Here is a 1947-nt window from a genome sequence, read left to right on the forward strand (position 1 = left end):
CAATTTTGCCGCACTTGGTGATTGCCTGGATGGTCTTGAAATGCTTGAGCGTGAGGTTCCTCATGCCGCATACTAAATTATTTTTACTGGCTAAGTAAAGTTATTGAATTTTACTTAGCTCGCGACGTTTGTTTCCATTCCTCCAGTCCAGCCGCTCCGAGGAGATGCGGCCGGACCGTGAGGTTACGATGCCAGCGGCAACGCTCGACGCTTTTCTGAACTCCTATCTCGGCCAGCCTGACGAATTCCGCTCGGCAGTTGTGACGACCGTCCGTCAGTTGACACAGGCCGCCATCAAGGTCCGCAACACCATCAACCAAGGGGTGCTCGGCGCCGCCTTTGCCGAAACCCGTGGCGCCAATGCCGACGGCGACGTCCAGAAGGATCTCGACGTCTTCTCCGACGACATCTTCCTCGACGCCATGCGCCGGGCGCCTGTCGCGCTTTACGCCTCCGAGGAACTGGAGCAGCCGGTCCTGCTCGACAGGCAAGCGCCACTAGCCATCGCGATCGACCCGCTCGACGGCTCTTCCAACATCGACACCAACGTCTCGATCGGAACGATCTTCTCGCTCCTGACCGCAACTGGCGCGCCGGACGCTGATCCGGCCGCCTCTTTCCTGCAGGCGGGCGTGAACCAGCTAGGCGCCGGTTTCTTCATCTATGGGCCGCAGCTGGCACTCGTCCTGTCGCTCGGCAGCGGCACCCATGTCTTCGTCTTCTCGACAAGGCTCGGCACCTTCGTCCAGGCCTATGAAAGCCGGATCATTCCGCAACGCACTCAGGAATTCGCCATCAACGCCGCCAACTACCGGCACTGGGACGAGGCCGTGCGGCTCTATGTCGACGACTGCCTGGAGGGCACCGAAGGACCGCGCGAGAAGGATTTCAACATGCGCTGGATCGCCTCTCTGGTTGCCGACTGTTACCGCATATTGATGCGCGGCGGCGTTTTTCTCTACCCCGGCGATCGACGCAAGGGCTATGGTCAGGGACGGCTGCGCCTCGTCTACGAGGCCAACCCGATCGCCTATCTCATAGAACAGGCTGGTGGTGCCGCCACCGATGCAATCAACCGAATCCTGGAAATCGAACCCGAGAGCCTGCATCAGCGCGTGCCGATGATCTTCGGGTCGGCGCGGGAAGTCGCGCGCATCACCCGCTACCACACAGAGCCGAGCAACATCGGTGAGCGTGCGCCGCTGTTCAGCCGCCGCGGCCTGTTCAGAGCCTGAGCAGCACCATGTCAGCCAAGCACCCCATCATCACCATCACCGGGTCGTCGGGCGCCGGCACGACCTCGGTCAAGCGCATCTTCGATCTGATTTTCCGGCGCGAGAACATCGAGGCCGCTTTCATCGAAGGCGACGCCTTCCACCGCTACGATCGCGCGGCGATGAAGGCAAAGGTGGCCGAGGAGGAAAAGGCCGGCAACCCGAACTTCACCCATTTCAATGCCGCGGCCAACGAACTCGGAATTCTCGAAGAGGTGTTCGCGGAATATGGCCGCCGCGGAACCGGCAAGACCCGCACCTACATTCACGATGAGGAAGAGGAAAAGCAGCACGGCACGCCACCGGGAACCTTTACCGAATGGCGCGAATTCGCTCCCAGCGACCTGCTCTTCTACGAGGGGCTGCACGGCTGTGTCGTCACCGACACGATCAATTTGGCCAAGCATGCGGATCTCAAGATAGGGGTCGTGCCGGTCATCAATCTCGAATGGATCCAGAAGATCCATCGCGACCGTTCGACACGCGGCTATTCCACCGAGGCGGTGATGGACGTGATCCTGCGCCGGATGCCCGACTATGTCCGCTACATCGTCCCGCAATTCTCGCAGACCGCCATCAACTTCCAGCGCGTGCCGATCGTCGACACGTCCAACCCGTTCATCGCGCGCTGGATCCCGACGCCCGACGAATCGATGCTGGTTATCCGCTTCGC

2 protein-coding genes are annotated in these 1947 nt (G+C 60.8%); both read left to right on the forward strand.

Annotated elements, in window-relative coordinates; all coding sequences use genetic code 11:
* Positions 1-188: 188 nt before the first annotated feature.
* The gene (locus EN964_RS33035; protein WP_023810405.1) at positions 189-1235 is read left to right on the forward strand and encodes a class 1 fructose-bisphosphatase; all 1047 of its coding nucleotides are present in this window, start codon (positions 189-191) and stop codon (positions 1233-1235) included.
* An 8-nt stretch (positions 1236-1243) separates the two neighbouring features.
* A partial coding sequence (locus EN964_RS33040) for a phosphoribulokinase (protein ID WP_127277333.1) occupies positions 1244-1947 on the forward strand: 704 nt, incomplete at its 3' end.

The organism is Mesorhizobium sp. M7A.F.Ca.CA.001.10.2.1, assembly GCF_003998575.1.
GTDB lineage: Bacteria > Pseudomonadota > Alphaproteobacteria > Rhizobiales > Rhizobiaceae > Mesorhizobium.

What these genes read in the sequence shown, in the direction of transcription:
- EN964_RS33035 (WP_023810405.1), top strand. Translation starts at nt 189, where the DNA reads ATGCCAGCGGCAACGCTCGACGCTTTTCTGAACTCCTATCTCGGCCAG.